Below are 25,901 nucleotides of genomic sequence, written 5' to 3' on the forward strand. Positions count from 1 at the left end.
GAATATAGTTTCTTAATAATGCCTCTGACCAAACAACTCATCTGGTAAATCATGAAAACCTTTGCCAGCGTGGTAGTTGGCAAATTTCCCTTGAATGAATCGATAGGCATCCAACTTGCTCTCATAACGAATATAAGCATCCGCTGCACGCTCATCTTTGTCTTCTTCCAAGACACGACGACTTTCTTCAACCGCCATTTCGTTTACCATGACCTGAGTGTTGACCCAAGCTTCAAATTCTTTTAAAAATTCTTGTTCTTTTGTCATTATTTTCCTCTTTCGCCTGCTTCAATTGAAACACACCGGTTTATTATACCATATTTTCTAGAAAACACAAGAAAACCCTAACTGTAACACAGTTAGAGTCCTCATTTTTTTACCAAGTAAAACGATAGGTCGTTTTAGACAAAAATTCTTCTCCTTGTTCTAACAAAATCGAACCAAATCCATCGACATTGCACGCATTCGGCAAGGCCTGACACTCTAAACTAAAGACACCGTGGTAACAGGCCAAAGCTTCAACAGGAAAATTATATGTATAAATAACGACCGCAGGCTGGTTGGTTTTGACACTGAGTCCAATTTTCCCATCTGGACTCAAAACTTCTACCGGAATATCCACCTCTTCCAATACCCATGGGTGGTCATAGCCTTTTACCAACACATTTTGAGGATATTGGCTATCAAATCCCTGAGTAAAAGGCGCAAAATCTCTAAAATCAAACGGCGTCCCTGTCACATCTTCTAAGACACCCGTTGGCAGGTTATCCTCCCCAAGCGGAGCATAGTGATTCGCAGCAATTTTAATACGGTGCTCGGCAACTGACCGTTGAAAATCACCAGTCAAGTTGAAATAGATATGGTTGGTCGGATTAAAAATCGTATCCTTATCCGATACAGCCTGGTAGTCAACCGTCAATTCATTTTTATCCGTCAAACAATAAATAGCCTTGACCCTCACATCACCAGGAAAGCCATTAAAACCATCTTTTAGGACCATACCAAAGGTCACTTGATTTCTCTCATGGTCTAGCTCAACGTCCCAGTACTGCTCATTTGCCGTGTCAACCCCACCGTGTAGAGTCCTACCAGGTTCATTTTCTGTGAAATGGTAGCTTGTTCCCTTTATCTCAGCTTGGGCTCCTGAAATACGCCCCGCTACTGGGATAATTGTTGAACCAGGATACAAATCTGTCTTGCGGTAATCTTCATCCGACTTAGCCGCCAAACTGACATTTCGTAAACCGCCATTCTCTTCTACTGGCAGAAGCACTTCTACCACTCTAGCTCCAAAATCCGTCAAGGTTACCTGCATCCCATTCTTGTTTTCCAAGCAATACAGTTTTGCTTTTTCACCAAATGTTTTTACTTCAATCATTTCTTTTCCTCATAAGCCAAATGGGAGTGGGAAAGAACTCGACCAGTCTAAAAAGAGTTCGTCTTCCCACCCCCGCACAGTTGATTAGGTCAGATTGGGAGTGGGAAACACGAACAAATCTGCCAATCAACCACTGCGCTGAGATGTTGACACGAACTCTGAGAAGCGAGGCTGGACTTTCTGCCCAGCCTCAGGATACTTAAAGCCTATCAACTATAGAACATTTTATAATTAACGAAAATCAAATCCGTCTGTAACAATCGGCTGAGTTAGCTCACTCTCCCGTTTCTAGGCTCAGGCTTTCTGTGGTCACTTTCTTATTTCAAGGTGACCAGCTGAAACAGTTCACCGAACTGTTTCACTCATCGTCATCCTCATCACTTGTTAATAGGCTATTGACGTGGACAAGGTTGCTTGTACCAAATTCGACATAGTCTACGGCTTCACCAAGCAGGACGCCGTTCAAGAAGCCGATAACCATTGGCATGTTCATACCTGCATAGAGGTCAAACTGCCCACCTTCAATCAATTTTCGTGATACGACGTTGGCTGGTGTACCGCCCAACAAGTCTGCGAAGACAACGAAATCTTCCAATCTTGCAATTGTTTCTTCAAATTTTTTCTGGAAGTCTTCTGGACCTTCTTCTGGTAATAAAGCTACTGTATAGATGTCCTCTTGAGGACCCATAATCATTTCAGTAGATTTTTTCAACTCCTCGCAGAAGATACCATGACTTACTAATACTAAACTTCTAGTCATTATGCCATACCAAATGCGAAATGACCGATTGCTGACAAGCAAAGAGCAAGCGCAATGATGATCAAGATAGCCTTGGTAGAGGTCATACCTTTACGACCGAGCAACCAGAATACAAAACCTGTAAAGACAGCTGGAACAAGGCGAGGGAAGATTGTGTTGAGCAAGTCTTGAATGTCAATCACTTTCTCACCTACAGTTGGAGCCCAAGTCACTTCAAAGTTAATCATAGTTGCAATCAAGGCACCCATCATGAAGACACCCATGACTGAAGCAGCATCAACAAGAGCTGTCAAGCGATCGCGCATGGTTGTAATCAACTTAGTACCTTCTTTGTAGGCAACTTCCAACTGTTTCCAACGGAAGATGTCATAAACCACTGCTACTGCTACCCAAAGGAAGATACCCCAAGGCTGACCTTGAGCCGCCATAGTCGCTGCAACAGTACCCATGATAGCTGGTACCAATGAACCAAAGATTGAGTCACCAATTGGGGCAAATGGTCCCATCAAACCAGTCTTGATACCGTTAACCGCATCTTTAGAAGCCACACCGTCACTTTCTTCAAGTGCCAAGTCAATACCTGTGATGATGGTATGGAAAAATGGTGAAGTATTGAAGAACTGAGTATGCAATTTCATCATTTCCTTCAACTCAGGAGTACCATCTCCATACATTTTACGCAATTGTGGCAAAATCATGTAGAGGTAGCCAGATGCCTGCATCCGCTCATAGTTCCAACCAAGTTGGAAAGTGAACAAGCTACGTTTGTTGATTTGATTAAAATCTTCTTTTGTTAATTTGTAATTAGATTTCGTCATCTTCAATTTCCCCACTTTCTGAATTTGATGGAGCAACCACAGTTACTTTTTGGCTATTTTTGAAGTGAATCACTGAAAGGAATGCCCCCACAATAGCGATACCAATCATTGACAAACCTTTGAAGTTATTGACAAAGCTTACGCCTGCATCTTCAGGAAGAGTGCCAACGATACCAGCAACTGCACCACCCAAAGCTGATACGTTACCGTAAAGAACAGTCAACATAGCTGTAAGAGCGAAACCTACCGCCAAGTAGTGAAGGTTACGTTTAAGTGGAAGATAGTGAAGCAAGATTGCAAAACCAAGACCTGGAAGCATACGAGCTGCAAGCGTCAAACCGTTGGCAATCCATTGGTATTGTTCAATAGTTTTAACCATTGCATCTACAAACTCACCACCAAAAGCAAGGGCAAGGAAAACTGGAAGTGCACGAGAAAGTGCCCAAGGAATTGCACCAAGCAGATAGTTGCGTTCGATACCAGCGTAGTCAAAGCGTTCAATCGCCGCATCTACACGGTGTGCAAAGAAAGTAGTTGAGAAACGACCAGCAATATCTGTATAAACAAGAAGTGCTGCTACTGGAACTGCGATAGTAGCTACTGCAAGTTCAGGGTCAATACCTTGTGATACAGAGAAGGCTGTCGCCAATACCGCACCAGATGTTGCATCAATACGTGACGCACCACCAAAAGTACCTACACCAAGCACCATCAACTGCAAGCTGGCACCAATTGCCAAACCTGTTGTCATATCGCCCATGATTAAACCAGTGATAAACCCTGCAAAGACTGGTGAACCTGCTGACGATACAATTGTCAGCTCGTCACAAATCTGGTAAGCAGAGTAGAGCGTTAGAAGTAATATTTGCCACCATTGCATAATAGTGATCCTCCTTTAAATTTTTCAAAAATATCCGAATGTTATCTAACCTTATCCAATAATGGCATAAAGTCTTTTGGTAAATCGCCAGGTACCATTTGTGCAAATAATTTTACACCCTTAGCCACCAAGGCATCAAAATCTGCAATATCCTTATCTACAACGTTAATAGAACGAGTTACAGAACGAGTTTCCGGAGTTTGAGACATATTCCCTACGTTCAACTCAGGGAGCTCAACCCCATACTCTACCAAGCGAAGGAAGTTTTCTGGACGACGAGCAACAATCAAGAGACGTTGACTATCATACTTGCCCTCCTTAATATTATTAGCAGCCTTTTCAATCGGTAAAATCGATAATTTTACGCCTGGAGGACATGCTAATTTCAGTCCTTGTTTTTCAATGTCATTTTGAGCAACAGCATCATCGATAACCATGATACGACCGATGTTCAATTTCGTCGTCCATAAGTTAGCAACCTGACCGTGGATCAAACGACCATCAATACGCGTAGCAATAATTGCCATACAGTGTTCTCCTTTTCTTCATAAATCTTTTAGGCAGAAACCGATTAAAATTTCTACAAGTCTTTTATAACGGGTCTTTGTGAAAAATGAATCTTCTCTCTATATTTTCCTTCTGTCTCGAAGACAATTATTTCATTCGCTCCTTTCTTTAAGTATCCTTTTGGAATATAGAGATAGAGGATTGGCCCTTTTTCCCAAAAACGTCCAATATTTACATTATTAACGAAAACAACTCCCTTACCAAAACCTGTCATGTCTAAGTAAGTATCCGCAAGTTCATCCAGTTCAAACTGATAACGATAGAAAGCAACTTGACCTTCCTCCCAGCCCTTACTAAAATCCAAGTCCTCAACTGACTCAAGATGCAAAGGATAGGTTTCCCAATGACCAATAAAATGTAAATCAGCCATCGCACCTCGACCAAGCCCTTTAGACTGGGTAGGAGCCGTTAGTTTGTGCCCATAGTTGACACGTCCCATATTTTCTACCAAAATATCTAATTTTAGCTTGTCATCTTTAAAATCCAATTCAACATCATCACCAATCTCAGTCTGATACTGAGTTGCAACGAATTTTCCATCTGCATAAATTTGGATACGGTCACGCGCATCAACCACTCGGAAACGTTCCGCTTCTGTCTTATCCCGCTCCAACTCTGTTCTATATAAAATATAACCTGTTGACTGATCAAGTTCTTCCATATTCTTAGGATAAAACCCTTTTACGCAATCGCTTACATTTTCTAGAGTAGCAAATAAACTCACCTTATCATGAAGCGACACATCTGAAAAAGCTTTTGCCTCTTTTACAAGCGGTTCTGCATACTCTAATTCAGGATAGACTTCTTTCAAACGTTGTTGCAAAAGGTAAAACTTCTTAGTAGGATTTCCAGCTTCATCCAATATAGCATCATAATCATAAGAAGTTACCTGAGGCAAATCAATTTGACCACGAGCAGAGCAACCATTCATGAAACCAAAATTTGTTCCACCATGGAACATGTACAGATTCAAGGAGCCCAATTCGATACATTCCATAACCGAATCAACCATTTCCTCCGGCTCTCTACGAATAATTTCATCGCCCCAACGATTGAACCAACCATCCCAAAATTCCATACACATGAGTGGCCAATTCTTCTGATATTCATTAAAGAATGCCGTCATATTTGCAAAATTCTCTCTAGCTTTAGAACCAAAGTTTCCTGTTACAAATACATCGTCCTCTATCAGTGTTCCTGCACGTAATGTTGCTCGCCAAGAACCGTCCGAGGTAAACAAGGGAGCAGTTAGACCATGTTTACGCATCAAGCCAGCCACCGATCTTAGATACTCCTTCTCCTCACCATAAGAGCCATACTCATTTTCCACTTGGAACATAAGTACATTTCCACCCTGTGCGAGTTGGAGCTTGGCCAATTTAGGAATAAGAGAAGCGTAATATTCATCTAAGTGCTGCAAGTACACCGAATCACTCGAACGTACTCTAAGCTCTTCCTTCATCAACCAAGCAGGGAGGCCACCCCATTCCCACTCCGCACAAATATAAGGGGAAGGACGTACAATTGCATAAAGCCCTAATTCTTGAGCCAATTTCAAAAATCGCTCAATATCCAATATACCCTCGTAACAAAACTCACCCTTTCGAGGTTCATGCATATTCCAAGGGACATAGGTTTCAACCGTATTAAAACCAAGGGCCTTTAAGTTATACAAAGAATGGTACCAATCATCAGGATGGACACGAAAATAATGAATCGCGCCTGATAAAATCTTAAAGGGTTCACCGTCCAAATAAAATTGGTCTCCAATATAAAATTCTTTCATTTCTTCCTCCGATGCAACCGCTTACCTTTCTATTAATATACTAACACTTCTTTGTGGTTATGTCCAGTACTTTTTAAAATTTTTTTACTTTTTTTTACAAACACCTCTATTTCCTCACTCCGAAAGGGATTACATCTATTTTTTTTGTGGATTCCAGCTATATTTTTTGATTTCCATCAATTAATTTAGTATAATGAGCCATGGAAAGGAAGGAAATAAGTATGAAAGTACCTAAGTACCAGCTTATACAAAACGACTTACGCCAGCAAATTATCTCTGGCAAATTTGAAAATGGCGACAAATTTTACACAGAATCTGAATTAACAAAACTATTTAACGTTAGCTCTATTACCGTTATTCGTGCAGTAAACGAACTAGTTAAAGACGGCTACCTCGTTCGTCAACAAGGTAAAGGAACCTTTGTATCCCGTTCACGCAAAGGACGTCTTGTAGAATTTTCTGATATTGAGATTTTTCCTATGGATAAGGATAAGGTTACTGTTCTCTCGTGCGAAAAAGGCAATAAACCCGACATCCTTGAAAAACTAAATCTTGATAAGAATGAGTTTTATTATAAAATTGTACGCGTCCGCGCAGCAGAAGACACTCCATACATCTTCCACAATTCATACATCCCTCAACGATATATCCAGAATCCAGATGCTCCACTCGAGCACTATCAATCAATCTATCAACGCTTCAAACTGGACTACAATATCCACATGTCCGAGGAACCATTTGTAGAAACGAATGAAATTGTCAGCCCATGTCCAAAAGAGGTTGCCACTCATTTGAAATTAAAAGCGACTGAACCAGCTGTACTACAAAACAAAACAACTACTAACAGTACTAGCGGTGAAGTGATGGAATATACTGAAACTTACAAACACTGGAAGTATTACAAATTTGAAATTACAGCCAATCATCGCTAAAAAAAAAACGCAGACTAACGTCCGCGTTTTTTTCATATCCAATAACAATCAAAAGTAGCCTAGGAAACGAAACCGAAGATAGAACTGGATTTCATCAAGGCTCTTGACAACGAATAATCTTGATTTTCGAAGAGTATTAATTCTAATATCCCCGTTGATGGGTAATCTTGTAACGAAACTGGTCCGCTCTAGCAATACTAAACGTAAACTCGATAATTCTATTCTTATCATTATAGGTTTTTCTTACCAAATGAAGTACTGGACTATTGCTTGGAATTCCGAGTATCTTAGCTTCATTATCCAAAGCAATACTTGCATAGAACTCTTCTTCTGCCAAACGAATCACCTGATGATAATCCTCTGAAAAAATTTCATACAAGGGAGTTGACTTCATTCGCTGAGCAGCTAATCCAGGAAATAGCGAGGCAGGAACATATGTCCTTTCCAACATCATCGGAACCTCATCTGCAAGTCTCAAACGTTCAACTTCAAACACTTCCTCACCCTGACTAAGTTGTAGATGCTGCGCAATATAGTCCGACGCCTTAACCAATTCAAAGGATAAAATCGATGTCCTTGGTACTTTCCCAATTTTTTTCATTTGCTCAGTAAAACTATAGGCCTGAGACAAATCAACTGCAGTATCTGAAATCTCAGATACATAGGTTCCCTTACCATGCTTCTTATAGACTAAGCCACGTTTTTCCAATTCTTGCAAAGCCAAACGAACTGTAATACGACTGACACCATAAACCTGTGTCAACTCACGCTCTGAAAATAACTTGTCATTCGGAGCCATCCTCTCACGAATTGCAACTTCCAATTCATCAACCAACTGCAAATAGAGAGGTTTTTCAACAGTTTGACTAACCATAGACTCCTCCTTTCTAACCCACATAAGCTTACAAATCTATTTTACACCAAATTTCATATATTAACAATATCTTATGTGATAAAATACCAGCTCTTCAAGCTAAAGCAAGGTCACCTCATCTGGCAAAGTAATGGTCTCTTTTCCCTGCTTGTCCATTACCAAGATTGTTGAGGGATAAAAAGGATCAAAACGACTACCTAAATCTACAGCCAGTACATTTTTATAACCTTCCTGCGAAAAGACCAGCGTAATCTTACCACGACGATTTTTGATAGAAAAACGGATTACATTTTTCAAAGGAATAACTCCTTTTAAGTAGTGATCAATAACATACCAGAAACTATCAATCACTTCCCCAGGAAGCGAGGTCACAACTCCAAAACTTGCATAGCGCCCATTTGTTTGTTCAAAGGCCATAAGCCCCTCCTTTACAATAAGAAAAAAGCCTGTAAAACAGGATTTTCTTTTCTAACTTTATCTACTTCTCAGTTCTAAATAGCGTTTGTACCAGATATTAACGTAGGCTGGAGAGAATGGTCCGCGCTGGTTATTAATCCAATCAACCAGTATCTTGACATTTTCCTTCAAAATAAAATCAATATCATCCGAATACTTCATCGCCTTACGATGACGCTCATATTCATCCACGTCCAGCAGTCTCTTTTCACCATCAGCAAAGACCTTAACATCTAGGTCATAATCAATGTATTTGAGTGCCTCATTGTCGAGAACATATGGACTAGCAAGGTTACAATAATAGGAAACTCCGTTTTCACGAATCATTGCAATGATATTGAACCAGTATTTTTTATGAAAATAAACGATTGCTGGCTCTCTTGTTACCCAACGCCTACCATCATTTTCAGTCACTAAGGTATGATTATTGACTCCAATAATAGCATTTTCCGTTGTTTTTAATACCATGGTGTCACGCCAAGTGCGATGAATTTCACCGTCATGCTTATAACTTTGAATTGTAATAAAGTCGCCTTCCTTTGGTAATTTCACTTTGTTACCAACTTTCTACAATTACAATTTATCTTGACTATTATATCATATTTTTCTAACCTAGGCTAAATTTTTTCACAGATAATCACGAAGGACAGTCTGAATCCGATCAAAGTCATAACCCTTTCGAGCTAAAGCCTGTATCAACCTTTGCTTCAATTCATAGCCTTCATATTTACGACTATATTTTCTATACTGCTTATCCAATTCCTTGGCGATTAAATCATCTTCATTTTCCTCATCAGCCACAAGTTCCAACTGACCCAGGCTTTGTTTGGCCGTCTCATAAGAAAACCCCTTACCCATCAATCCCTGTACAACTTTATCTTGCAAAGCTCGAAGAGGCAACTTTCTTTGGTATCTACCCACCAATTTCTCCCCAATCTTCCAAGCAAGCTCTGAAAAATCTTCCTCAGCCAGCCTTTTATCAATCAGCGGTTTAGGAATTCCTTTCTGCATCAACTTCTGACGAATCATAGCTGGTCCCTTATCTCCATTTAGAGCATTCTGACGAACATAGCTATCAACATAATTCCCATCGTCCAGCCATTTTTCCTCTTCTAATACCGTCACAATCTTGACAATATTGTTTTCTTCAATTTCATATTTTTTTAGATAATCACTAACTTCTTTTTTGGTACGTTGCTTGAAGGAAAGGTAATAAAGTGCTAGATTTTTCCCATAAGAAAACTGAGCAAAATCGCGAAGCTCACAAAACTCCTGCTCCGTGATTTCCTTTCCCTTACTAAGCATGAAGCGAACAATTGTGTCTTCCGTAATATACAAACTATCCTGACCATCCACTTCAAGTAAATAAAGACGTTTCTTCTTTTCAATTTTTCTAATTCTCATTCTTTCATTATACAGGATTTTTCGGTAAAATAATAATATGAATCTACAAGTAAACCAACGAATCCCCTTAAAAATCAAACGAATGGGCATCAACGGAGAAGGTATCGGATTTTATCAAAAAACGCTAGTCTTTGTCCCTGGTGCCCTTAAGGGGGAAGAAATTTTTTGTCAAATTACCTCAGTCAAACGAAATTTCGTTGAAGCAAAATTGTTAAAAATCAACAAGGAATCAAAATTCCGTGTCAAGCCTGCCTGTGACATCTATCAAGCCTGTGGTGGTTGTCAAATCATGCACCTCCGCTATGATAAACAATTAGACTTCAAACAAGATCTCTTGCAGCAGGCCCTAAAAAAGTTCAAACCAGCTGGCTACGAAAACTACACTATTTATCCAACAATTGGTATGGATAAGCCAAGCCACTATCGTGCCAAATTACAGTTCCAGACTCGATCTTTCAAAGATCAAGTCAAGGCCGGTCTCTATGCAGAAAATTCCCATCGCTTGATTGGAATTACGAATTGTTACGTCCAAGATGCCGAAACACAAGAGATTATCAACGGAATCGCAAAGCTACTCACCAAGCACCGTATCCCTATTTACAATGAGCGCAAGCAACATGGAATCCGCACGGTTATGGTCCGCAAGGCTCGAAAAACAGGCCAAGTTCAAGTGATCTTTATCACCTCTTGTCAGGTTAATCTTACTAAATTAATTGATGAACTCACCAGTCAATTTCCAAGTATAATCACTATTGCTCTAAACTGGAATAGACAGAAAACGAGTGATATTTATGGTGAAAAAACAGAAATTTTATGGGGAGAACAAGCTATCGATGAGGCTGTTTTAGATTACGAATTCTCACTATCTCCACGGGCATTTTACCAACTAAATCCCCAACAAACAGAAATTCTCTACGGCGAGGCTGTCAAGGCTTTGGACATTTCAGGAGATGAAAACTTGATTGATGCCTACTGTGGCGTGGGCACAATCGGCTTCGCCTTTGCTAAAAAGGTCAAATCTGTTCGCGGTATGGACATTATTCCAGAAGCCATCGAGGATGCTAAAGCAAACGCTAAGCGAATGGGACTATCCAATACCCACTATGAGGCAGGTAAAGCAGAAGAAATCATTCCAAAGTGGTACCAAGAAGGCTACAGGGCCGATGCCTTGGTAGTTGATCCTCCACGAACTGGACTCGATGAAAAGCTCCTCAAAACCATTTTGGATTACAAACCAGCTAAAATGGTTTACGTATCCTGCAACGTCTCCACTCTTGCAAGGGACCTTGTTGAGCTAAGCAAAGCCTACAAGGTAGAATACATTCAATCTGTCGACATGTTTCCCCACACAGCACGGACCGAGGCGGTTGTGAAATTGTCCAAACGAGATATCAACCATCATATTGATCTTGAAATCAATGAAGAAGATCTCAAAGATATTTCTGTCAAGAAGGATGCCACTTATTCAGAAATCAAAGATTATGTCTTTAGAAAATTTGAATTAAAAGTATCTACCCTTAACATTGCACAAGTAAAAAGGAAACTTGGGATAATCGAGCGAGAGAACTATAATCACTCTAAGAAAGAAAATCAAAGAGTTCCAAATTGTCCACCCAAAAAAGAACAAGCTATCATCGATGCGTTAACTTGGTTTGGAATGATTGAGTAATTAAATAAATTAAAAAGTGCAGAATTGATCTGCACTTTTTAACGTTCATAATCATTTGTATTGCGATTTTTACTTATTTGTTTTTGGTGTAATTTTTTGTGTTTTTCGATGCGTTCAAATACTTTTTTCTTATCATTTTCAGTGAGATAGTTTTGAAAATCTTCGTATAGGTTCATTGCAGGCTGCACTTCCTTCAATAGCGAATCCATTTTTTTCTCCGCTTCTTTTTGTTCAGCAATGCGTACTGACCTCTCATGTTGAAGTTGTACTCTAGCTCTTTTCAATTCACCAGTCAATTGGCTAATTTTCTTTTTTAATCCTTTGACAATACTATTGTTAAAGACTTTATCAATAAAATCGTCTAAAATTTGTTTCATAGGTTTGGTATTTACTTGGTATAACATTTTTTCAAAAATTTTTAAAGGTACAACTGCAAATTTTTCTTTTTTTCCAATTAGTCCACGTTCCTCTACTTTAAAGTCCTTGGTAAATAGGTAATTCTTATCCTCTTTAATTCCAATATCCTTTAATAATTGTTCGTTGATAGCATTTATAGCTTTTTCTTGAGCTAATAGTAATTCTAGTTTATCAGCTTTAGCTTCAAACTTTTCATCTAACTTATTAACAGACTCTTGCTTTGAATGGATGACATTATCATATTGTTCAATTGATTGTGTTTTTCTATCAATCTCTTTTTCAAGTGTATTCAACTTCTCTTTCTTTTTTGCAAATTCTTTTTCTACTTTTGAGACCTCAGAAGTGATTTCAGCTTTAATCTCATTCAGTTTCTTTCCTTTTTCCTCCTCAAGTTCAGCCATCATTTCTTTATATTCACGCATGTCTTTAATCTTGTTCGTACCTACTTTTTTACGTTCGACTGCCATTTCTTTCAACATTGTCTCAAGGACTTTAATTTCGTTGTTGCGAAAAGCCATAAGTTGAAATTTTCCTTTTTCTGTAAATCCCTCTTGCTTCAATGCTTTTGAAAAGCTGGGCTGTTTAGAGAGACCATTTTTATAACCGTCTGCGATGGGAACTACATTTAAATGTAAATGCGGAGCACCTTTTTCATCCAGATGCACTACTGCATTATAAACACGGAAATGTGGATGACGTTTTTCGAAATCTTGTGCATATTTAGCTAAATATATCCCTATGTTGAGTTTATATCCTTCTGGTAATTCATCCCAATCCGCTTTTGATCCAATACCAATGATAAACTCTCTTTGTTGATCTAAGGTATCAAGTTTACCAACATGTTTATAATAATCCTTGATTTTTCGATCATTTCTTATCTGCTTTTCATTGTATTCCTGCAAAGAAGGTCCAAATTCCTTTTCATATAGCTCTCGAATATCTAATTGTTTAACTACAATATTTTGATGACTTTTATCTCTAAGAATATGTGAATGTTCTGGGCTCTTCCATTCTTTTTCTGTTAAATCTCTATTATTATGTCGAATGTTTGTCATTCTCGGATTTGTTTTAAATGAAATAGTTAATTTTGGCATCACGTATACTCCTTAAAAATTTTTCTTTAATACAGTATGCCTTAAAAACTCATTTTAAAAATTTGAGAATGAATTTATTGGGAACTATCCCTGAACCAAGTAATTAATTACTGATGTTTTATTCTTTAGGACTGAAATCTATGGAGACCAATCTCTTACTATTAGAATGAAATTGACACCTTAACGAGTCCATTATAGAAAAATGTATTGACTATTTAAGTAATCCATATTTAAGCGATTAATGGTTTTGTATAGTTGACCATTTTGGCTGTAATAATGGATTCATAAATTACTCCATGATTGAAAAACATTGGCTAATAAAGTAATCCATGTTTGTAAAATAAAAGGCCAAGTAAAGTAGTCCATAATTGTATAATATATGGCTGAATAAACTAGTCCATATTCTCTAAATTAATGGACTAATTAAAGAAGCCCATATTTTCAAAAATAGCGGACCAATAAAGTAATCCATTCTTTAACAGATAATGGTTTTATAAAGTTACCCATTATGACTTAAAAAATGGATAGATAAATGACCCCATTATTTTTGTAGAAAAGTGATTATTTAAGATTGGTATCTTAATTTCTAAATTATCAATATCTTAAAATTTTGTGTTATGATTGCTCGAATAGCGAACAACGGCGAGGCGCTCCGCTATTCCTCGCCAAATAAATTAGACTCAATGATTTTCATTAAAAAATTTGAGAAGCAAGTAACAGAGGTTTTTGTTACTTTTTGTCAAAAAGTAACGTTTTTGTAGTTTTGACAACCCTACGGTTCATCAAAACTACAAACGCTCTGCCGAGGGCTATGGGTTGCACCCCTTTTTTGACCCTCACGGTTCAAAAAATTCACTGCTTTTTCGGCCCACAAAAGTGGCCTCGAAAAAATCGGCGCGAACTACGCACCGAAAAAATTGCTTCACGCAATTTTTGCTTGCCCATCTTTTGCTAACAAAATAATTTCAGCTGCGCTAAAATTATCAGCAAAAAATGGTCTTCGCCCGTCGCACGAATCAACGTGCGATTTGTCCGCGAACAGCGCAGACAAAAAAGAGAGAGCTTATAACTCCCTCCCATGCTTATTAACTAGGCTATTACTCTAGTTAATGTTTGCAATTAGACATATATTCATCATACGAGATTTCCAATGGCTCATAAATCGAAATAGTTTTAAGCTCAATCAACGGTCGTGGGACTGACCCCAAAAAAGTGAGAATTTAATAAAAACACCCTAGGGCTACCGTCTCCGGTATTCAACCGGAGACAGGTAGTCCAATTTTTGTTGGATTCTTTTTTCATTATAATATTTGATGTAATTTTCTACAATTTGAATTACAATATATTTCTGAAACTACACAATACAAATATTGATATGCAATTATTAATTGGTGGATTTTAAGTTGACATCTATAAAGTTTAATGTTAGAATACATTCAAAAATATATTTGAATGAGGTGTTTTATGATTCAAAATATTGTTACTTCAATAATCCTGTATTCTGGGACAGCCGTAGACTTACTTATTATCCTAATGTTATTTTTTGCCAAAAGAAAAAGCAGAAAAGACATCATTAACATCTATTTAGGACAATTTCTAGGCTCTGTTAGTCTAATATTGCTAAGTTTGCTTTTTGCATTTGTCTTAGATTATATTCCTAGTAAAGAGATTTTAGGTTTGCTCGGTTTGATTCCAATTTTCCTAGGCCTCAAAGTTTTGCTTTTAGGAGATTCTGATGGAGAAGCTATTGCCAAAGAAGGTTTGAGCAAAGATAATAAAAACCTGATTTTTCTAGTCGCTATGATTACTTTTGCAAGTTGTGGTGCTGACAATATTGGTGTCTTTGTCCCATATTTTACTACCTTAAATTTAGCGAATTTGATAGTGGCTTTACTTACCTTTCTAGTCATGATTTATCTCTTGGTTTTTTCTGCCCAAAAATTGGCACAAGTCCCTTCTGTCGGAGAAACTTTGGAAAAATATAGTAGATGGTTTATTGCCGTTGTCTATTTAGGATTGGGGATGTATATCCTGATTGAAAACAACAGCTTTGACATGCTATGGGCTGTGTTAGGCTAGGAGAAAAAATTATGAAAAAAGATAGTATCTGTCAAGTGGATGTTATAAATCAACAAAATGTTACAACCGCAACGAACTACCTTGAAAAGGAAAAAGTCCAAAAATCACTTCGTATTTTATCAAAATTTACCGATAATAAACAGATAAATATCATCTTTTATCTCCTTGCCGTCGAAGAACTCTGTGTCTGCGATATAGCCTGTTTATTAAATCTCAGTATGGCATCTGCCTCCCACCATCTTCGTAAACTAGCCAATCAAAACATCTTGGACACTAGAAGAGAGGGGAAAATTATATATTATTTTATAAAAGATGAGGAAATCAGAGATTTTTTTAATCAACTAGGATAACAACTATTTTTACTACTTTCTACTTTTCCATGATCATAGGAAGATTATATATGAAATTTTTGATGAAAATTACTCACAAGAAATACCTACTCGTATCAAATGTTTAAGAAAAAAGTATAATTTAAAGCAAAGCGACCTACGATTATATCAGCGTTTACAGACATTCAAGAGAAATCTCTTGGATGTCTTTTTTGGGCTAAAGCAAGGCTATGATTAGCCTTGGCAAATTTGCCTAACAGCTCCAAACCTGTCATCAAATGAAATCGATGACTTATCAGAATGAGTCGTAGCCTTCATCTCACAGTATAGGTAGATGGCTAATTTCATTTTAAAACTTTCAGTTTTAAGGGACTGACCCCAAAAAGTGAGAATTTAATAAAAAGACTTGACAAATTTCGTTTACAATAGTAGACTTATTTTGAACATATTCGTTTACATTTGTAAATGACAAGGAGGAAAGGAAAATGAGCACAATAGAACTTAATACTTCTATCACAGATGCTGAATGGGAAGTAATGCGTGTAGTTTGGGCAAATGATCGAGTAACTAGTAAAATAGTCATCTCTGTATTGAAAGAAAAAATGGACTGGACAGAATCCACTATCAAAACGATCTTAGGTCGATTAGTTGAAAAAGGCGTACTAAATACAGAGCAAGAAGGTAGAAAGTTTATTTACACTGCCAATATTGTAGAGAAAGAAGCCGTAAGGGATTATGCAGAAGATATTTTTAACCGTATTTGCAATAAGAAAGTTGGAAATGTAATAGGAAGCATCATTGAAAATCATGTCTTAAGCTTCGATGATATAGATCGACTAGAGAAAATATTAGAGATAAAAAAATCTTTCGCAGTAGAAGAAGTGGCTTGCAATTGTCCAGAAGGACAATGCGAGTGTCATTTACATCATCATTAACATAAGGAGGAATAAAAATGAGTAAGAATAAACATATGTTATTAGGTATTGGACTTACAGTCGTATTAACTGCAGTTGGATATATTACACTTTTAGAACCAATGATTAGTTATTTTAAAATAAACCAGAGTGCAGTTAATATAGATATTCAAACAAGTAAAACAAAAAGTACACTTCCTATACCACCACTATTAGAGGATAAAAATCCAGATCCTAATATTGCGGATTTTACTTTAGAACCTCAAGAAAGAGAAACTTCATTTTTACCAAATACCAAGACACGAACTATGGGGTACAACGGAAGTTTCTTAGGCCCTGTCATCAGAGTAAGTAAAGGTGAGCAAGTAAATGTGCACGTAAATAACAAGCTAAAAGAAGCAACTACAGTTCACTGGCATGGACTAGAGGTAGAAGGAGAAAAGGATGGGGGCCCTCATCAAGGAATTGAACCAGGAACAACTTGGGAGCCTAGTTTTACAGTAAATCAACAGGCTGCAACATTGTGGTATCATCCGCACTTTGGAGGAAATACTGCTACCCAAGTTTATAAAGGTTTAGCAGGACTATTCTATGTGGATGATGAAGTATCAAAAAGCTTAAATATTCCTAAGGAATATGGAGTAAATGATATACCTTTAGTAATTCAAGATAGAAGCTTTGGCAAGGACGGCAGTTTTATTTATAATACAAATATGATGGATGGAGCAACAGGGGATACTATCATAGTTAACGGAGCTATTAAACCTAATTTAGAGGTTAATAGAGTCAAGATGAGATTTAGAATAGTTAATGGTGCTAATGCAAGTAACTTTAATTTGAAGTTAGATAATAGAGATGGATTCTATCAAATAGCATCTGATGGTGGATTTTTAGAAAAACCGGTTAGCCAGAGAAATATTATGTTATCACCTGGGGAAAGAGCAGAGATAATAGTGGACTTTTCAAAGTATGAAAAGGGAACGCAGCTATCACTTATGAGTAATAAGGAAGCCATTATGACCTTTAATGTTAAAGGCGATGGGAAAGATGATACTGAAGTACCTAGCACTTTAACGAATATAGAAAGAATGTCAGAAGCACAAGCTACTAAGATAAGAAGCTTTGAGCTTCAAGGTATGGGTCAAATGGTATCAATAAACGGTATAAAGTTTGATATGAATAGAATTGATGAAACAGTGAAGCTTGGAGATACAGAGATTTGGGAAATTACAAACCCAGGATCTATGATGCATGAAATGGGGCACCCATTCCATATTCATGGCACACAGGTTCAAATTCTATCAAGAAACGGTAATGCGCCTTCTCCAGAGGAGAGCGGATGGAAAGATACTGTATATATTGAGCCTAACGAAAAAGTAAGACTTATAGTTAAGTTTAATAAGAAGGGTACTTATATGTACCACTGTCACATTCTTGAACATGAAGAAGCAGGTATGATGGGACAAATTAAAGTAGAATAATAAATAATATTGAAGATCATGTCTTAAGCTTCGATGATATAGATCGACTAGAAAAAATATTAGAGATAAAAAAATCTTTCGCAGTAGAAGAAGTGGATTGCAATTGTCCAGAAAGACAATGCGAGTGTCATTTACATCATCATTAAGAATAAGGAGGAATTTAAAATGAACAATAATAACAAACATTTATCCCACTGTCACCATAATCATGGCGACATGGATCATTCAAAACATGAGTACGTAAGCACGGAAGAACATGGAGACCATAAGAATCAACATCAAGAACATCATGCTGAGCATGATCACAGCGGGCACAGTGGGCATGACCACAGTGGGCACGGAGGGCATGAACACCATCATCACGGTAACTTTAAGGAACTTTTCTTAAAATCATTGCCACTAGGAATCATTATTATGCTCTTATCTCCTATGTATGGATTTGAACTACCATTCCAGTTTACTTTTCCATATTCTGATATTGTAGTAGCTATTTTATCTACTATATTAATTATTTATGGTGGACGTCCATTCTATCAAGGCGCAGTTGATGAATTTAAACAAAAAGAACCTGGAATGATGGCTCTAGTTTCTTTAGGTATAAGTGTTTCATATTTATACAGTATTTATGCTGTTATCATTACCTACGTAACGGGTGGACACGTGATGGACTTTTTCTTTGAATTTGCTTCATTATTATTAATCATGTTATTAGGTCACTGGATTGAGATGAAAGCTATTGGAGAAGCAGGAGACGCACAAGCAGCATTGGCTAAGTTGGTACCAAAAGATGCTCACGTTGTGTTAGAAGATGATTCAATTGAAATACGTCCAGTTGCTGACTTACAGGTAGGAGATTTAATTCGTGTTCAAGCCGGAGAAAATGTGCCAGCAGACGGAACTATCGAGCGTGGCGAATCACGTGTGAATGAAGCTCTTTTGACTGGAGAATCAAAAGCAGTTAAAAAAGGTCCTGGCGATGAAGTAATCGGAGGCTCAACAAATGGAGAAGGGGTTCTTTATATTAAAGTGAATGAGACAGGTGATCAATCCTTTATCTCTCAAGTACAGACTTTAATTAGCCAAGCTCAAAGTCAGCCTTCCAGGGCAGAAAATATTGCGCAAAAGGTTGCAGGGTGGCTCTTCTATATTGCTGTTATTGTCGCGCTAATTGCTTTTGTAGTGTGGATGATTATTGGAGATATCCCAACGGCAGTTATATTTACTATTACTACATTAGTTATTGCTTGTCCGCACGCATTGGGTCTGGCTATTCCATTGGTAACCGCCCGAAGCACAAGCTTAGGGGCTAGCCGTGGCTTACTAGTAAAAGACCGCCAAGCCTTAGAAATAGCTCAAGATGCAGATGTGATAATTTTAGATAAAACGGGTACTTTAACAACTGGTGAATTTAAAGTATTAGATGTAAAACTTCTTAATGACAAATATACAAAAGAGGAAATCATTGCCTTATTGGCAGGTATTGAAGGAGGATCTAGCCACCCAATTGCTCAATCAATTATAAGGTTCGCCGAGCAGCAAGATATACGTCCAGCATCTTTTGATTCGATTGATGTGATTTCCGGTTCTGGAGTAGAGGGTAAAGCAGGTGGGCACCGTTACCAATTAATCAGTCAAAAAGCCTATGGACGTAATCTTGATATGGATATTCCAAAAGGAGCAACTCTTAGTGTCTTAGTAGAAAACGATGATGCCATTGGTGCTGTAGCTTTAGGGGACGAATTAAAACCAACGAGTAAAGAGTTAATTAAAGCTCTTAAAAAGAACAATATTCAACCAATTATGGCAACAGGTGATAATGAAAAAGCGGCTCAAGGCGCGGCAGAAGTTTTAGGGATTGAGTATAGATCAAATCAATCTCCACAAGACAAATATGAGTTAGTTAAAACACTTAAAGATGAAGGAAAGAAAGTTATCATGGTAGGTGATGGTGTAAATGATGCTCCTTCTCTTGCCTTAGCAGATGTTGGTATAGCTGTAGGTGCTGGAACTCAAGTTGCATTGGATTCAGCTGATGTCATATTGACTCAATCCGATCCAGGAGATATTGAATCATTCATTGAATTAGCACACAAAACAACTCGTAAAATGAAACAAAACCTATTTTGGGGAGCTGGTTATAACTTTATAGCTATCCCTCTAGCTGCAGGAATTTTGGCTCCTATTGGTATCACATTAAGCCCTGCATTAGGAGGAATCCTAATGTCTGTGTCAACAGTCATCGTCGCCATTAATGCTATGTTATTAAGTTTAGATCCAAAAAATAACGGTTAACAGATCGAATGATTGAAACTCCTTAAAGTATCAAGATACAATAGTTTTACAGGAGAAAAAGAGATGTAAGTACTGGCTCTTTGTAAAATCGTGTTGGTAGAAGTAGACGATTTTTCTACCAACACGATTTTTAATTTATTATAGAACTGATTATTTTTAGGATATAAGTACCTGAAGCATAGAGATGAGTATGGCTATAGTCAAAATAAAGCAGTAACAGCCTTGAAATTTATAAATCTATCATTCAAAGAATTGATTTATGAACAATACGATTACTATGTTAAAAAAAATAAGAAAGATCCTTTGGATCGGGCTATCGATTATATGCTGAAATTTCAGAGAACTGATGCAAATTTTGAGATTCCCAAGCTTCTTGCTGTTGTTGATTCTATTCAAAGATATGTTTTTAGCCAATCAAAAATGAAGTGCGGGGACTATAGCGTGTTTGCTTCTTTATTAGAAAATGAACAAGTTGATGAAAGATTACAATTCTTAATTGATTATGGGGTACCTTGTTCAGCAGTCAAGAAAGTAAAATTACCAGAGGAGTTAACTGGTTATCCTAATATTATCCAATATCTAAAGGATAATATTTCGCAAATAAGTTCAAAGCTAATTCCTTATGAAATGAAGTTGATGAATGAGGCAATTTTTTAAGTGGATAATAATTTTTAAAATGTTGACAAGAGTTGTGTTTAATCGTACTGTATATATACTTCTAGTACACATCTAACAATGTTTTAAAACTAAAATCTTCTTACCTTCTGTAAGAAGATTTCAGATTGAAGACAAAGTCGTTAGAATTTAATTTCTAACGGCTTTTTCATGTATAAAGTAGTATAATAGTGATAGGAATACTAGCTAATAAGTAGAGGGAGAATCGCTATGTTACACAAAGAAAACCCAGACTACAATCGCGGTCAATTTGGTTTCTACAGTTTAGATGACCTTGTTCCTCAAGATCATCTCCTTCGTCAAATAGAGGAAGCTATTGACTTTTCCTTTATCTATGACTTAGTCGCAGATAGCTATAGCGATGAAACAGGGCGTCCTAGTCTTGACCCTGTTCTGCTCATTAAAATTCCAATCCTGCAGTGTCTCTTCGGCATTCGTTCCATGCGCCAAACCATTAAGGAAATTGAAGTCAACACGGCTTACCGTTGGTTTCTTGGTCTTCGACTGGATGATAAGGTACCTCATTTCACTACCTACGGAAAGAACTATGTCCGTCGTTTTCAAGATAGACAGGTCATTGAAGGCATTTTTACCCATATCTTAGGGCTCTGTGTCAATGCAGGATTCATAGATCCGACAGAAATTTTTATTGACGGTACCCATATTAAGGCTGCGGCGAATAACCGCAAATTCATCAATCGTGAAGTTGAAAAGCAAGCCAAGTTTATGAGTGAGCAGTTAGAGATTGAAATCAATAGAGATAGAGGAAAGCATGCAAAAAAGCCGCTAGGGCCCGCAAAAGAGGAGGGGCCCGTCGCTAAGAAAATTTCTACAACTGATCCTGAAAGTGGCTGGTTTCACAAGGGAGATCATAAAGAAATATTTGCCTACACAGCTCAGGTTGCGTGTGATAAGTATGGTTGGGCTCTGGCTTATAGCGTTGAGGCTGGCAATGTCCATGACAGTCAGGCCTTTCCTGCAATCTTCGCCAAGCTCCAACCCTTTCAGCCTAACTTTCTCATTGCCGATTCAGGCTATAAGACCCCAAGTATCGCTCACTTCCTCCTGGAACAAGAGATTACGCCAGTTTTTCCTTACACACGACCGAAAGGGAAGAAGGGAAAACTACGCTCGAAGGATTTTGTTTACGATGAATACTATGACTGTTATATCTGTCCTGAGAATCAGGTCTTAACCTATCGTACTACACCAGGGAAGGTTATCGGGAATATAAGAGTGATCCAGCTATCTGTGCTTCCTGTCCACTTCTATCCATTTGTACAGAAAGCAAGAACAAGCAGAAAGTGGTGACGCGACACATTTGGAAAGAGGCTTTAGAAACCTGTGAAGAGATTCGGCACAGGAAAGGTATGAAGGAACTTTACCAGAAGCGGAAAGAAACCATTGAACGCCTCTTTGGGACAGCCAAAGAGTACCACAATCTCCGTTATACAAGAGAGAAAGGCAAGTCCAAAATGGCAGATAAGGTTGGACTGACTTTGGCGTGTTTAAATCTCAAGAAATTGGTAAAAATGAGGGCGGGGAAGCCTTTTTATATTGTACAAACAGCCACTATTCTGGCAAAAAGACAAAATTTTAGGCTAGAAAATAGAAAAAGACAAACACCAGTTGAGATGTTTGTCTTCATTCTGAAATCTTCTTACCTTCTGTAAGAAGATTTTTGCATGGAATTAAAACTAATATCAAATTCATTAACGGTTTTTTTATAATTTCCAAAAAATGGCAGAATATAGTTGAGTTATAGAAGGAGTTTATCATGAACTTACATGATTTACATTTCTACAAGCAACTACTTCTGCCTTTTGTAATGAGGAATCAGAGTCAAATAATTTCACTTGGAGGTCATCTATGGATGAACTAGTGAGATTTTTGGAAGAAATGCTTCTGAAATATGGAGACAACATTGATTGCTCAAATTTACCAATCAAGGAAGAAAACCTGTATACTGATGAGTAGTTGCTTGTATTCTTTTCTAAAAAGAGTTAAAATACCCTTAAGATTATAAGGGTATTTTTTGGTCAAACTTTTCAAGGAGAAATTAAATGAAGCGAAAGAAAGCCTATATCTATACAAGGGTATCTACGACTATGCAGGTTGAAGGATTTTCATTAGATGCTCAAGAAGCAAAAATTCAGCAATATGCCAATGCTTTTGATATTGAGATTGTGAAAACCTATCAAGACGCTGGGAAATCTGGTAAAACCATGCTAGGACGAACGGAATTTATGAACATGATATCAGACATCGAAGCAGAGAAAGATAAGGTGGACTATGTACTTGTATTCAAATTATCACGTTTTGGTCGGAATGCTGCGGATACTTTAAAATCTCTAGCTATTATGGAATCTCATGGTGTAAATCTGATTTGCGTTGATGATGGACTGGATAGTTCAAAGGATTCAGGAAAGTTAGTTATTACGATCTTGTCGGCAGTTGCTGAAATGGAAAGAGAGAATATTATTTCTCAAGCTATGGAAGGTCGTAGACAAAAAGCGAGAGCTGGTCAATGGAATGGTGGATTTGCGCCTGTAGGATATTCCCTTGTTAATGGTCAATTACAAGTAAATCATGAAGAAGCTGAATCCGTAAAGATGATTTTTGATTTATTTGCCAACAGTGATATGGGCACTATAGCTATTGCCAAGCATTTAGCCAACCTAGATATAAAGAAACCAATTCGACACAATAGTACGCTTCCATATTTTTCATCAAGTGGCATTGCAAGAATCTTAGACAATCCAGTTTACAATGGAAAAATTGCTTTTGGACGGCGTGAAAGCACTCGAGATAAAATTTCTGGTGAAACGAAAGTCACGCAGTCTGAAAATTATATTCTAACAGACGGAATCCATGAAGCAATTATTGACGATGAGACTTGGAAAAAAGTGAGGAAAAAACGAGAAGCTAATGCCCATAAGTATAAACGTGAGAATCCAAACAAGGGCGATTCTATCTATATACTTTCAGGGTTGATAAAATGTCCATTATGCAATGCTGGGCTTTATGGAAATAAAAGTATCAAGCGAAATAAAAATAAGAAAGATGAATACTATAAAAACTATTACTACTATGCTTGTAAACATAGAAAACATGTAGATGGTCATAAGTGCACATTTAATAAACAGCTTAAAACAGGAAATTTAGACCATGAAGTATTATCAATCATTAGTAAGTTAGTTTCAAGACCTGATTTTGCACGAAAACTGCAAGAGAAAATAAATATTCAGGTTGATACAAGTAGGATAGACAGTGAAATTGAACAATATAAAAGTCTCTTTCGCCAATTAAGTGCAACTAAAATGAATTTAATCCAACAGATTGACTCCTTAAATTTTGAAGATCCTCATTTTCAGCAAAAGTCAATTGATTTAGATATGAGATTAAATACTATTTATGATAAATTAGCAGATGTAGAAATGCTAATTGAGACAAGTGAATCTAAACGAGAGGTAATCCTAAAAGATAAAATGACCGCTGATAATATTTATAAAATATTAGTTAACTTTGCATCATTTATGGACGTCATGGAAGATATCGACAAGAAGCGATTGTGTCAGATGTTGATTGAAAAAGTCGAAATTTATGATGACAAAAATAAAGCAGGACGTTGGGTAAAAGCCATTCATTTCAAGCTTCCAATCATTGAGGAAGACTTAGAAATTAGTTTGGACAATAGTACACCGGGTGAGGCGGTTGTTAAACTAAGCAAAAAATAAAAGGCACTATAAGACTATGAGGGGTAAACCCACTATGGTCATATAGTGCCTTTTTGAGTGTCGAAAAAAGTCCCATATGACCTACACTGAAAAACAACAAAACTCACATTTTCCAACGCCAAACTGGAAGCTACCAATAATCTCATCAAAGTCATTAAGAGAAATGCCTTTGGTTTCAGGAAGATGAAAACTAGAAAAATCGATTTTGATGCTTTGAACAGTGAAAAGGGCTGGGAATAGCCCTTTTCAGCTTATCTCCTGAAAAAATAGGAAAGAGATAAAAAAAAGAGAGAACGAAGTTCGTCCTCTCTAGGTGTTAGCTTTTCATCTACCCACTATAGTTGACAAAGAGCCCAATAATCGGGAAGACAGGATTCGAACCTGCGACACCTTGGTCCCAAACCAAGTACTCTACCAAGCTGAGCTACTTCCCGATACTATTAAAAATAAAGCTCCCCTAACGTCTCCATTAAGCGAGTGATGCACCCTAGAGGATTCGAACCTCTAACCGCCTGATTCGTAGTCAGGTACTCTATCCAGTTGAGCTAAGGGTGCTAACTATTATAATCTTCATGCCGAGGACCGGAATCGAACCGGTACGATGTTGCCATCGCAGGATTTTAAGTCCTGTGCGTCTGCCAGTTCCGCCACCCCGGCCTCTCAAAGCGAACGACGGGATTCGAACCCGCGACCCCCACCTTGGCAAGGTGGTGTTCTACCACTGAACTACGTTCGCAATCTTTCCTAATGCCGGCTACATGACTTGAACACGCGACCCTCTGATTACAAATCAGATGCTCTACCAACTGAGCTAAGCCGGCCTATTTCTATTCTATGCGGGTTAAGGGACTTGAACCCCCACGCCCGAAAGCGCCAGATCCTAAATCTGGTGCGTCTGCCAATTCCGCCAAACCCGCATATGACTCGTGCTGGGCTCGAACCAGCGACCCATTGATTAAAAGTCAATTGCTCTACCAACTGAGCTAACGAGTCTTTAAATTATAGAACTAATAATTATGTAGAAAGACTCCCGTCTTTCCTTAGCTATATTACTTGAAACATCACACTGTGATGTTTCAACGGTCCCGACGGGAATCGAACCCGCGATCTTCGCCGTGACAGGGCGACGTGATAACCGCTACACTACGGGACCTATGGGAGTTAACGGGATCGAACCGCTGACCCTCTGCTTGTAAGGCAGATGCTCTCCCAGCTGAGCTAAACTCCCAATTTGCTAAGCGACTACCGTATCTAACAGGGGGCAACCCCCAACTACTTCAGGCGTTCTAGGGCTTAACTGCTGTGTTCGGCATGGGTACAGGTGTATCTCCTAGGCTATCGTCACTTAACTGTTGAGTC

Annotated in this window: 20 protein-coding genes, 9 tRNA genes, 1 rRNA gene and 5 pseudogenes; 12 read left to right on the forward strand and 23 right to left on the reverse strand. The window is 37.9% G+C overall.

Annotation, left to right across the window (positions count from 1 at the left end):
* Positions 1-12: 12 nt before the first annotated feature.
* The 7 genes from ODU46_RS02245 to ODU46_RS02275 all read right to left on the reverse strand — a co-directional run bounded on the left by ODU46_RS02245 (position 13) and on the right by ODU46_RS02275 (position 6,189).
* Entirely contained in the window at positions 13-267 is a 255-nt protein-coding gene (locus ODU46_RS02245; RefSeq protein WP_002943432.1) for a DUF1912 family protein, read from the reverse strand.
* A 109-nt stretch (positions 268-376) separates the two neighbouring features.
* Positions 377-1,378, reverse strand: a complete 1,002-nt coding sequence (locus ODU46_RS02250) for an aldose epimerase family protein (protein ID WP_074391579.1) — start codon at positions 1,376-1,378, stop codon at positions 377-379.
* Positions 1,379-1,736: 358 nt separating this feature from the next.
* Positions 1,737-2,138 (reverse strand): PTS sugar transporter subunit IIA, encoded by a 402-nt coding sequence (locus ODU46_RS02255; protein ID WP_029171419.1) that lies wholly within the window; start codon positions 2,136-2,138, stop codon positions 1,737-1,739.
* Positions 2,138-2,956: a PTS system mannose/fructose/sorbose family transporter subunit IID gene (locus ODU46_RS02260; RefSeq protein ID WP_024384351.1), complete on the reverse strand. Its 819-nt coding sequence runs from the start codon at positions 2,954-2,956 to the stop codon at positions 2,138-2,140. Before ODU46_RS02260 ends, ODU46_RS02255 begins: the two co-directional genes overlap by 1 nt.
* Positions 2,943-3,839, reverse strand: coding sequence for a PTS mannose/fructose/sorbose/N-acetylgalactosamine transporter subunit IIC (locus tag ODU46_RS02265; protein ID WP_024384350.1), 897 nt, complete (start codon positions 3,837-3,839; stop codon positions 2,943-2,945). The genes ODU46_RS02260 and ODU46_RS02265 overlap by 14 nt, the downstream gene beginning before the upstream one ends.
* Positions 3,840-3,877: 38 nt before the next feature.
* The gene (locus ODU46_RS02270) at positions 3,878-4,363 is read right to left on the reverse strand and encodes a PTS sugar transporter subunit IIB (RefSeq protein ID WP_205027067.1); all 486 of its coding nucleotides are present in this window, start codon (positions 4,361-4,363) and stop codon (positions 3,878-3,880) included.
* Between the two features lie 53 nt (positions 4,364-4,416).
* On the reverse strand, positions 4,417-6,189 hold the full coding sequence (locus tag ODU46_RS02275; RefSeq protein ID WP_205027066.1) for a beta-galactosidase family protein: 1,773 nt from the start codon (positions 6,187-6,189) through the stop codon (positions 4,417-4,419).
* Between the two features lie 221 nt (positions 6,190-6,410).
* Here ODU46_RS02275 and ODU46_RS02280 point away from each other — a divergent pair, with 221 nt between their 5' ends.
* Entirely contained in the window at positions 6,411-7,121 is a 711-nt protein-coding gene (locus ODU46_RS02280) for a GntR family transcriptional regulator (RefSeq protein ID WP_015646515.1), read from the forward strand.
* A 142-nt stretch (positions 7,122-7,263) separates the two neighbouring features.
* Here the strand turns inward: ODU46_RS02280 and ODU46_RS02285 are convergent, their stop codons facing one another.
* The 4 genes from ODU46_RS02285 to recX all read right to left on the reverse strand — a co-directional run bounded on the left by ODU46_RS02285 (position 7,264) and on the right by recX (position 9,855).
* Entirely contained in the window at positions 7,264-7,995 is a 732-nt protein-coding gene (locus tag ODU46_RS02285; protein WP_004194101.1) for a GntR family transcriptional regulator, read from the reverse strand.
* A gap of 99 nt (positions 7,996-8,094) precedes the next feature.
* On the reverse strand, positions 8,095-8,412 hold the full coding sequence (locus ODU46_RS02290; protein WP_029186355.1) for a DUF960 domain-containing protein: 318 nt from the start codon (positions 8,410-8,412) through the stop codon (positions 8,095-8,097).
* A 57-nt stretch (positions 8,413-8,469) separates the two neighbouring features.
* Entirely contained in the window at positions 8,470-9,003 is a 534-nt protein-coding gene (locus ODU46_RS02295; protein ID WP_004194106.1) for a DUF402 domain-containing protein, read from the reverse strand.
* Positions 9,004-9,078: 75 nt separating this feature from the next.
* Positions 9,079-9,855, reverse strand: a complete 777-nt coding sequence (gene recX, locus ODU46_RS02300; RefSeq protein WP_398579175.1) for a recombination regulator RecX — start codon at positions 9,853-9,855, stop codon at positions 9,079-9,081.
* 37 nt (positions 9,856-9,892) lie between these two features.
* On the opposite strand from recX, the pseudogene rlmD reads away from it, so the two are divergent.
* A pseudogene (rlmD, locus tag ODU46_RS02305) lies at positions 9,893-11,242 on the forward strand (23S rRNA (uracil(1939)-C(5))-methyltransferase RlmD); the annotation flags it as partial.
* A 320-nt stretch (positions 11,243-11,562) separates the two neighbouring features.
* Here rlmD and ODU46_RS02310 read toward each other — a convergent pair.
* Both ODU46_RS02310 and ODU46_RS02315 read right to left on the reverse strand, forming a co-directional pair.
* Positions 11,563-13,035 (reverse strand): plasmid recombination protein, encoded by a 1,473-nt coding sequence (locus ODU46_RS02310; RefSeq protein ID WP_024378623.1) that lies wholly within the window; start codon positions 13,033-13,035, stop codon positions 11,563-11,565.
* A gap of 1,240 nt (positions 13,036-14,275) precedes the next feature.
* Positions 14,276-14,377: pseudogene (locus tag ODU46_RS02315) on the reverse strand (IS3 family transposase); the annotation flags it as partial.
* Positions 14,378-14,499: 122 nt separating this feature from the next.
* On the opposite strand from ODU46_RS02315, the gene ODU46_RS02320 reads away from it, so the two are divergent.
* The 10 genes and pseudogenes from ODU46_RS02320 to ODU46_RS02365 all read left to right on the forward strand — a co-directional run.
* Positions 14,500-15,114, forward strand: coding sequence for a CadD family cadmium resistance transporter (locus ODU46_RS02320; protein WP_024411951.1), 615 nt, complete (start codon positions 14,500-14,502; stop codon positions 15,112-15,114).
* Positions 15,115-15,125: 11 nt separating this feature from the next.
* Positions 15,126-15,464 (forward strand): Cd(II)/Zn(II)-sensing metalloregulatory transcriptional regulator CadX, encoded by a 339-nt coding sequence (gene cadX / locus ODU46_RS02325; protein WP_000711078.1) that lies wholly within the window; start codon positions 15,126-15,128, stop codon positions 15,462-15,464.
* A 464-nt stretch (positions 15,465-15,928) separates the two neighbouring features.
* Positions 15,929-16,378: a CopY/TcrY family copper transport repressor gene (locus tag ODU46_RS02330; RefSeq protein WP_024378136.1), complete on the forward strand. Its 450-nt coding sequence runs from the start codon at positions 15,929-15,931 to the stop codon at positions 16,376-16,378.
* A gap of 17 nt (positions 16,379-16,395) precedes the next feature.
* Positions 16,396-17,838 carry a multicopper oxidase family protein gene (locus ODU46_RS02335; protein WP_024378135.1) on the forward strand — a complete coding sequence of 481 codons (1,443 nt, stop codon included), beginning with the start codon at positions 16,396-16,398 and terminating at the stop codon, positions 17,836-17,838.
* An 8-nt stretch (positions 17,839-17,846) separates the two neighbouring features.
* Positions 17,847-17,984, forward strand: a pseudogene (locus ODU46_RS02340) (CopY/TcrY family copper transport repressor); the annotation flags it as partial.
* Positions 17,985-18,003: 19 nt separating this feature from the next.
* Complete coding sequence (locus ODU46_RS02345) at positions 18,004-20,130, forward strand: heavy metal translocating P-type ATPase (RefSeq protein ID WP_105116190.1); 2,127 nt, start codon at positions 18,004-18,006, stop codon at positions 20,128-20,130.
* Between the two features lie 222 nt (positions 20,131-20,352).
* Positions 20,353-20,787, forward strand: a complete 435-nt coding sequence (locus ODU46_RS02350) for a hypothetical protein (RefSeq protein ID WP_398579176.1) — start codon at positions 20,353-20,355, stop codon at positions 20,785-20,787.
* 228 nt (positions 20,788-21,015) lie between these two features.
* A pseudogene (locus ODU46_RS02355) lies at positions 21,016-22,478 on the forward strand (IS1182 family transposase).
* Between the two features lie 390 nt (positions 22,479-22,868).
* Positions 22,869-24,542, forward strand: a complete 1,674-nt coding sequence (locus ODU46_RS02360; RefSeq protein WP_398579177.1) for a recombinase family protein — start codon at positions 22,869-22,871, stop codon at positions 24,540-24,542.
* 102 nt (positions 24,543-24,644) lie between these two features.
* Positions 24,645-24,782, forward strand: a pseudogene (locus tag ODU46_RS02365) (transposase); the annotation flags it as partial.
* Positions 24,783-24,902: 120 nt separating this feature from the next.
* Here ODU46_RS02365 and ODU46_RS02370 read toward each other — a convergent pair.
* The 10 genes from ODU46_RS02370 to rrf all read right to left on the reverse strand — a co-directional run bounded on the left by ODU46_RS02370 (position 24,903) and on the right by rrf (position 25,891).
* Positions 24,903-24,976 (reverse strand) — tRNA-Pro (locus tag ODU46_RS02370).
* 47 nt (positions 24,977-25,023) lie between these two features.
* Positions 25,024-25,097: transfer RNA gene (locus ODU46_RS02375), tRNA-Arg, on the reverse strand.
* 18 nt (positions 25,098-25,115) lie between these two features.
* Positions 25,116-25,199: transfer RNA gene (locus ODU46_RS02380), tRNA-Leu, on the reverse strand.
* A 7-nt stretch (positions 25,200-25,206) separates the two neighbouring features.
* Positions 25,207-25,278 (reverse strand) — tRNA-Gly (locus ODU46_RS02385).
* A 12-nt stretch (positions 25,279-25,290) separates the two neighbouring features.
* Positions 25,291-25,363: transfer RNA gene (locus ODU46_RS02390), tRNA-Thr, on the reverse strand.
* 14 nt (positions 25,364-25,377) lie between these two features.
* Positions 25,378-25,459, reverse strand: a tRNA-Leu gene (locus tag ODU46_RS02395).
* A 3-nt stretch (positions 25,460-25,462) separates the two neighbouring features.
* A tRNA-Lys gene (locus ODU46_RS02400) sits at positions 25,463-25,535 on the reverse strand.
* A gap of 87 nt (positions 25,536-25,622) precedes the next feature.
* Positions 25,623-25,695, reverse strand: a tRNA-Asp gene (locus tag ODU46_RS02405).
* A gap of 2 nt (positions 25,696-25,697) precedes the next feature.
* Positions 25,698-25,770, reverse strand: a tRNA-Val gene (locus ODU46_RS02410).
* Positions 25,771-25,775: 5 nt separating this feature from the next.
* A 5S ribosomal RNA gene (gene rrf, locus ODU46_RS02415) occupies positions 25,776-25,891 on the reverse strand.
* Positions 25,892-25,901: the final 10 nt, after the last annotated feature.

Source organism: Streptococcus sp. 2020WUSS089, assembly GCF_044427405.1.
In the GTDB taxonomy this organism is placed as follows: domain Bacteria; phylum Bacillota; class Bacilli; order Lactobacillales; family Streptococcaceae; genus Streptococcus; species Streptococcus hashimotonensis.

Bases quoted from the DNA above. Each gene is read 5' to 3' on its own strand.
- ODU46_RS02245 (WP_002943432.1), bottom strand. From the start codon at position 267: ATGACAAAAGAACAAGAATTTTTAAAAGAATTTGAAGCTTGGGTCAAC.
- ODU46_RS02250 (WP_074391579.1), bottom strand. From the start codon at position 1,378: ATGATTGAAGTAAAAACATTTGGTGAAAAAGCAAAACTGTATTGCTTG.
- ODU46_RS02255 (WP_029171419.1), bottom strand. From the start codon at position 2,138: ATGACTAGAAGTTTAGTATTAGTAAGTCATGGTATCTTCTGCGAGGAG.
- ODU46_RS02260 (WP_024384351.1), bottom strand. From the start codon at position 2,956: ATGACGAAATCTAATTACAAATTAACAAAAGAAGATTTTAATCAAATC.
- ODU46_RS02270 (WP_205027067.1), bottom strand. From the start codon at position 4,363: ATGGCAATTATTGCTACGCGTATTGATGGTCGTTTGATCCACGGTCAG.
- ODU46_RS02275 (WP_205027066.1), bottom strand. From the start codon at position 6,189: ATGAAAGAATTTTATATTGGAGACCAATTTTATTTGGACGGTGAACCC.
- ODU46_RS02280 (WP_015646515.1), top strand. From the start codon at position 6,411: ATGAAAGTACCTAAGTACCAGCTTATACAAAACGACTTACGCCAGCAA.
- ODU46_RS02285 (WP_004194101.1), bottom strand. From the start codon at position 7,995: ATGGTTAGTCAAACTGTTGAAAAACCTCTCTATTTGCAGTTGGTTGAT.
- ODU46_RS02290 (WP_029186355.1), bottom strand. From the start codon at position 8,412: ATGGCCTTTGAACAAACAAATGGGCGCTATGCAAGTTTTGGAGTTGTG.
- recX (WP_398579175.1), bottom strand. From the start codon at position 9,855: ATGAGAATTAGAAAAATTGAAAAGAAGAAACGTCTTTATTTACTTGAA.
- ODU46_RS02310 (WP_024378623.1), bottom strand. From the start codon at position 13,035: ATGCCAAAATTAACTATTTCATTTAAAACAAATCCGAGAATGACAAAC.
- ODU46_RS02320 (WP_024411951.1), top strand. From the start codon at position 14,500: ATGATTCAAAATATTGTTACTTCAATAATCCTGTATTCTGGGACAGCC.
- cadX (WP_000711078.1), top strand. From the start codon at position 15,126: ATGAAAAAAGATAGTATCTGTCAAGTGGATGTTATAAATCAACAAAAT.
- ODU46_RS02330 (WP_024378136.1), top strand. From the start codon at position 15,929: ATGAGCACAATAGAACTTAATACTTCTATCACAGATGCTGAATGGGAA.
- ODU46_RS02335 (WP_024378135.1), top strand. From the start codon at position 16,396: ATGAGTAAGAATAAACATATGTTATTAGGTATTGGACTTACAGTCGTA.
- ODU46_RS02345 (WP_105116190.1), top strand. From the start codon at position 18,004: ATGAACAATAATAACAAACATTTATCCCACTGTCACCATAATCATGGC.
- ODU46_RS02360 (WP_398579177.1), top strand. From the start codon at position 22,869: ATGAAGCGAAAGAAAGCCTATATCTATACAAGGGTATCTACGACTATG.